The organism is Propionivibrio sp. (genome assembly GCF_049316945.1).
GTDB lineage: Bacteria > Pseudomonadota > Gammaproteobacteria > Burkholderiales > Rhodocyclaceae > Propionivibrio.
In genome coordinates, this window is record NZ_JBMOJE010000196.1 from 1 (window position 1) to 6,443 (window position 6,443).

Sequence of the window (6,443 nt, forward strand, 5' to 3'; positions counted from 1 at the left end):
ACTTGGTTGTTATCACGGCGGCGCACGTATTCGAAAGCGGTACCGACGGCGGCGAAACAAACCAGTATTCCCGATTGTGGCTTGGAACCTTGGAGGGGTGATGGATTACGGACTCATGCCAGGCCGGTACCCGGCCATCGTCAAAAGCTACGATCAGGCGAGGCGCACTTGCCGGGTAGAGATTCCCGGCGTTACCGATGGCGGCGACGTTCTCCCTGAGGCAGAACTGTCCTATCCGCTAGGCTGTAAGTCACGGGACGGAAGTTTCGCAACAGAGATTGAGATTTTGCCTGGCGACACTGTGTGGATTGAGTTTATTGGCGCTGATTCAAGATACCCAGTTGTGACTGGCTACAGAAACGGGCAAGCCGGTAATTCCGTAGATTGGCGCAGATTCCACCATGCCAACATGGAGTTGCTGGCCGATACGCTGATGAAGCTGATTGCCGGAGGCGACGTGCTTATCAAGTCAGGAAGCCATATCACCGTGCAAGCGCCACTGATAACGCTAGATACCCCGCAGACAACCTGCACGGGAAACCTAACTGTTGCCGGGGCGCTGAGCATTCAAGGCGCGGCAGGCGGAACGTCAACAACGATCAGCGGAAACGTATCTGTGACCGGAAGCGTCATGGATAGCGCCGGGAATTCTAATCACCATAGCCATTAAGGATAACCATGAAAAACCTACTATTCAGTTTTGAGGACATGTCTGTCAAGGACAAAGCAACCAAGCAAGCCATGCGCTACTTCTCGCGCGCCGGGGCCAATGTCGTTCAGCAGGACGTTCTGCCAGGCGTCAAACGCTCTTCCGGTATCAGTTATCGTGAAATGGTGCTTACTTTCAGCGACTCGCAGAAGATCGTCATGCGCGTCAAGCAAAGTGGCGACATTTACCAGACGCTGCTCAATGGAAAGATCATCCCGATCAAGAATCAGGACGACCACGTTGCCGCCATTGCAGAGATGGTCAATGCCATGGAGACCGGTCGAACGAAGTTCCAGAAGATGATGGCCGCCATCAGCGTAAAACCACCGCCAGGCATCCGCACGGCAGCGCCAAAGGTTGAGGTAGCACTGACTGAAAAGCGCGATACCCTGAAGTTGGCTATCGCTGCCGTTCGTGAAGAGATTGCCGCCTTGGTTGCGCCGGCCTCGCCGGAAGCGGCTTAGCCATGGCTTTGAAACCGCTGAAACCTTCGAAGCTGAAGAAGAAAAATAGGAAGCATCCTTCGCCACCGGCTTGAGAAGATGTGCGCGGTTTCTCGCACATCTTCCTCAAAGCGTTTGGCGCCTCAATTTTGAGGAGTCAGAATATGTTGATTCTCGCTGAAAATCGCAGAATACCGCTGAGCGATACCCGAAGACCCGCATGAACAGGCGTTCTCCGGGGCATGCTGCAAAAGACGGAAAACGGGGTAAAAACTAGAATTCTCGTGGAATAACATCGTTTCGTACTTAACTACGAAAGGATTTATCCCGTGTCTCCGAATCTTATTCCCGTCAAAGAATTCGCAGCTCTAAAACGAGTTCAACCATCGACAATCATATCCAGGGTTTCCCGCCTGGGGAATTATTACGGCGCTGTCCCGGTAAAAATGCCGAACGGTCGGTTGTTTTTTCAAATTGACTTATCTGAACTCGTTCTCGCTGCCGGGGTGGCCAAATGAACGCACTGACCCTTCCAAGCATGAACACCCTGACCATGACCAGCCGAGAGATTGCAGAACTGACTGGGAAGGAACACAAGAACGTGATGGCCGACATTCGCAAGATGCTGGTCGAATTGCACGGCGAAGGGGGTGTGCTTAGTTTTCAGCATACCCATACCAACTCGCAGAACGGCCAGACTTACCCGGTATTCAACCTGCCCAAGCGCGAGTCTCTGATTTTGGTATCTGGCTACAACGTCGCCATGCGCGCCAAGATCATCGACCGTTGGCAGGAACTGGAGGCGCGATCAACACTCCCGGTCGAACTATCGCGTATGCAGCTTATAAACATGGCAATGGAGGCCGAACAGGAGCGTTTGATCTTGGTCGAGCAGAAAGCCGTGGTCGATGAGAAGCTCGCCATTGCCGCGCCAAAAGCAGAAGCCCTGGACAGGATATCAGCCAGCTCCGGATCAATGACCATGACCGAAGTGGCTAAGGTTGTCGGCATCAAGCGCAAAGACCTTACCGCACGGATGCAAGCCGAAGGACTTGTTTACCGCCAGAACGGTTCAATCGTGGCCTACGACAAGCATATCAAGAACGGAAACCTTGAATACAAAGAAGCCAAATATACCGACGATAAATCCGGCCTTGAAGTTCGTAAACCTTACTGCCACGTAACGCCAAAAGGAATGGCGCTGCTGGCGATGATCTTCAATCCGATTCGTGGGCTGTTCGCGTGATCGACCACTGAGCGAACTTTTGCGATCAGCCCAAGTTAGCGGAAAACGCCCCGTTATCGGCGTGCCGGCGCAAATACCATGTGCCCATGCCTAATTCTGACGCCTTCCTCCATGTCGAAACCGCTTCCCATGGCGGCGCTTTCGGAAACAACCCGATACCAACCCCTACGGAGGCGCAGCGCCTCGCCGGGAATTACAAAAAGGGCCGGGTAAGCCTGCATGGCCTGAGTATCGCCATTGAACAGCCGCGTGGCACCTATCGCACCGGCATTGATGCCAAGACAGGCAAGCGCTGGACAAACCGCATGGCGGCGCACTACGGCTATTTTGAGCGCACCAAGGGCGCGGACGGTGACGGCGTGGATTGCTTCGTCGGCTTCTACCCGCAATCAGAGACGGCCTATGTGATAAACCAGTACGTCGGCGGTCGCTTCGATGAGGCTAAGGTCATGCTGGCATTTCCGGACGAAGACTCTGCACGCCGCGCTTACCGCGACAGCTACGACCGAGGCTGGCCTGGACTGGAAAGCATCATCCCCGTATCAATTTCTCAACTCAAGTGGTGGCTGAAGCATGGTGACATGCGCCGGCCATTGCGCGCTGAAAACCTCCCCTACGCAGGACTCGAAACCATGACCAAAAACGTGCAATGGAACAGCGACGCGCTGCCCGAAGACCAGACTATTGACCAGGTGCTGTACGACATCCGCCGCGCCGATGGCAGCGAAAGGCTGCTGCTTGACTCTGTCAGCCTGCAGGACATCCTTGAAGATTCTGATGGGGTTATTGCGTTTGACGCGCTGGTCATTCCTTTTGCCAGGCTTGAGAACAAGATGGAAGCGCTCAACAAGGCAATGGAACGGGCAGGAAGCACCGTCAAGCCAGCGGCAATGCAAGTAACTGAGCCCTTCAACCAGCGGGGCGTAGCCAATGTTGCGGCCATCTTCGAACTGAGCGATGGCCAGTCGGTTTCGATCTTCTTCCACAACCCGGACGTAACGCCTAAAAAGATGGCCAGCACGGATGAGCTGATTTCGTGGAAGTGGCTGCTGAACAAGAAAGACATCACCATCGTCGTTGCGCCTGAGCGCGGTGAAGACCTGAATGTGCGCGAGGTAGTACGGCGCATCATGAAACTTGCCGATAAGAACAGCGCGGCATTCATCCGGGCAAACGGCAAGCGCGCCGAGCGCATGGCTGCCATTGGCGGGTTGAAGGATGAGATCACCGGCTTGGAAGCTGAATTCAAGCAGGTGCAGGGCGAGCTTGAGGTGGCGAAGATCGAGGCTGAGGGGAGGAAGGCGAAGGCGGCGGAAGTACAGAAAAAGTCACCGATTGAATTTCTTTCCGATCCACCTCACTTGAATTATCGAGTAAGTAAGACAGCGCAAAATAGCGTAAGAATAATGCCTGCCGTTGGGAAGAAATTTATAGAGGAAGAAATAAACTCATTAAAGAAATGGGTTTCTGACGCCGGTTTTAGCGTTTATTCAAAGGGAACGTACCTTCAAGTTATTGGAGATGATGCCCCAGATATTCCCGACGGGCTTGAAGAAAAGAGACTTGAAAGGGTAATTGCAAAAGAAAAAGCGCGTGATGATGAAAAAACCTCTGCTGAGTTAAGCCGCGCGGAAGAGTACGCGGCTCTACCATCATCAAAATGGATTGAAAACAATCTCGGGTCTGATTTCGCCGGCGAGTACAACAAGCTGATGCTTGCTAGATTCCTCGACAAAAAGGATAAATTTAAAGGGATGACAAGCCGAGGCTGGGCCGACCCATTGACGCGCCTTGGATTCGACGCAAGCGGTGAATATTTAGTTCAAGATGCGCTTGACTTCCTTAAAGAGAAGTACGTTTCTAATGCATCGTCAGGTGCCGCAGAAACCGACCCGGCCCCCGTCGCAGCTCCCGAAAATCAAAAATTCTATGTCCAAAAGTTCGATGATCGTTACCGCGTGACTTCCGCCAAAAACGGAAATCCTATCAGCCCATCCTACCCAACGGATGAAGAGGCTACGGCAGCCAAGTTGCAATATGTCAATTCCGGAGAATTTCCGAAGCCTAGCGACGCTTTGGAAGCCAAGGCTGACCCGGCCCCCGTCGCCGTCGCCGATCCCGTCACTCCAACAGACAGCGACCAGTCAAAGTACGACAAAAAAATAAAAGAGTGGGACGAAAGATTGGCAAAAGTTGGCTCTGAAAAGACGTTGGAACGAGCAATAAATGCAGTGGCTGGTGGGATTATTGGCCGAGAGTTTGGGGAGTCTTCAGAGAGCTTCTACGCGAGAGACGTTCAAGCTAGGGCAACGCGAGACTGGCTGTATGAAAAGCAAGGAAAAATCGCAGCGATAGACCGAAGCGGTGTTTCTGAGAATGACGCCGCCGATCCCGTTCAAGGCCCGTTGCCGTGGGACGGCGCAAGCGCCAACGACGAAACACGCTGGTTTGGTACCACCGTTCGCCTTACTGCGCTTACTCGTAAATTGGGGGCAATTGGATTAGTCAGAGAAGGCGATGCTGTTCTCTATAACGTCATCAATGGCGGCGGTGCGCTGGCGGTTAAATGGCCGAACTTGGAATCTACTGTTCGCGTTACCGTTCGTGGGCAGTACATCGTTGAAGTTCTCGAACTGGTCGACAGCAAGGCGGTTGCCAAACCTGCCAATGAAAAGACGCCAGAACCTACCCCGGAGCCAACAGCTACACGCAACAGGCCATCTCCAGGCCAGTATGTGCAGCCAAAAAATAACGCTTCCCGTGAGGGTCAAATAGCGCTTGCAGATAGGGGGGGCAGAATTGCGACGCTGATCATGTTGAATAATGCGGTTGGAAACCCATACAGCGACTCAGAGATTAATAATGTTGCGAATGATCGAATTGATGATGTTGGCGACTATCTGAACGAGATTGGAATGGCGAACAAAGTGGCCGATCCCGTTACGCCAGCAGACACCTCGGCATCCGGCGATGGCGGGAACATCCCCCCGGTTAATCCACCAGTGGCAACGGGAGGGGATGAACCTCCATCCGTAGCCACCGAAGACCCGCAGAAGGTCGCCGACCGCGCACTGTTCCAGTCGGTTATCGACGCGACAAACCCAGACATGATCGAGCCGTCCTTGGCCGACAAACTTGAGGCCGCGTACAACAGGTACATCGGCGATGCTGAAATGGAAGCTTTGTTTGAGGCGGCTGTTAATTCCTACATGGAAGCTGGCCTTGCCGCTTCTGCAAACTTGTAGGAATTAACAAGAATGAACACAAACAATGAGCCGGTATTCACGCAGTTTAGACACAACGCAGCAGGGGCAATCAAGGCGTTGAAAGAGGCCGGATCGGGTATTGCCGTTGCTGCTTTGTTTCACCCCGCCGTTGGTGACATTGATCTTCGGTGGGGAAAGACAAGCGACGATCCAAGAGCAAAAGGACACGGACTGGCGAAGATAATCAAGTGGCACCCGGAAGTTCTAAACGACTTGCAAGGTTTTATTTCTAGTCTAATTGTCCATCAGAATCACAAAAAGAAAGGAGAAATTCACCTTTCTGACTTGAAAGACGGCAGGGCAGGAATAAAGCTTGAGTGGAATGGAAAAACAGGTCACTGGCTTATGACTGCCTACATTAAGGGGGCCAGCGCATCTAAAGGGACTCCGGCGGCTTTAGATGATTCGTCCGGGCCGACAACAGCTACCCCGAACAACACTGGCGATTTGATTCTAGGCTTTGAGATTATTCAGGTCAACATGGAAGATGGGAACCATATGAAAGCTATATTTGACAGTGTTGCCGGAATGAGTCCTCTGGTAAAGATGAAGTTGATGCGCGACCTGAACACGGTTCGCACCAACATTGCATCCGTCGGTGCAGGCGCACTGGCGGCAATGAAGCGCCTGAAACTGATGTCACGGCTTAACCAGATACGCGTTCAACTTGGCGCTGCAAAGCCCAAAGCCGCGACGGAGCCGCAAGCAGCGCCGGAGCCGCAAGCCGAACCCCAAGCCCCCCGCAACCCGACAGCGCATTATTACGAATACGACCCGAA

Annotated in this window: 5 protein-coding genes; all 5 read left to right on the top strand. The window is 53.1% G+C overall.

Going from position 1 to position 6,443, the window contains the following annotated elements:
* The first annotated feature begins 100 nt into the window (after positions 1-100).
* Positions 101-670, top strand: a complete 570-nt coding sequence (locus ACOYNV_RS24905; protein ID WP_422902505.1) for a hypothetical protein — start codon at positions 101-103, stop codon at positions 668-670.
* Between the two features lie 8 nt (positions 671-678).
* Positions 679-1,173, top strand: a complete 495-nt coding sequence (locus ACOYNV_RS24910; protein ID WP_422902506.1) for a hypothetical protein — start codon at positions 679-681, stop codon at positions 1,171-1,173.
* Between the two features lie 493 nt (positions 1,174-1,666).
* Positions 1,667-2,398: a Rha family transcriptional regulator gene (locus tag ACOYNV_RS24915; RefSeq protein ID WP_422902507.1), complete on the top strand. Its 732-nt coding sequence runs from the start codon at positions 1,667-1,669 to the stop codon at positions 2,396-2,398.
* Positions 2,399-2,484: 86 nt separating this feature from the next.
* On the top strand, positions 2,485-5,643 hold the full coding sequence (locus ACOYNV_RS24920) for a hypothetical protein (protein ID WP_422902508.1): 3,159 nt from the start codon (positions 2,485-2,487) through the stop codon (positions 5,641-5,643).
* 12 nt (positions 5,644-5,655) lie between these two features.
* Positions 5,656-6,443: hypothetical protein (locus tag ACOYNV_RS24925; RefSeq protein ID WP_422902509.1), on the top strand; the 788-nt coding region annotated here is incomplete at its 3' end.

Excerpts from the sequence above, each read along its gene's own strand:
- ACOYNV_RS24920 (WP_422902508.1), top strand. The coding sequence starts at position 2,485 with ATGCCTAATTCTGACGCCTTCCTCCATGTCGAAACCGCTTCCCATGGC.
- ACOYNV_RS24905 (WP_422902505.1), top strand. The coding sequence starts at position 101 with ATGGATTACGGACTCATGCCAGGCCGGTACCCGGCCATCGTCAAAAGC.
- ACOYNV_RS24910 (WP_422902506.1), top strand. The coding sequence starts at position 679 with ATGAAAAACCTACTATTCAGTTTTGAGGACATGTCTGTCAAGGACAAA.
- ACOYNV_RS24915 (WP_422902507.1), top strand. The coding sequence starts at position 1,667 with ATGAACGCACTGACCCTTCCAAGCATGAACACCCTGACCATGACCAGC.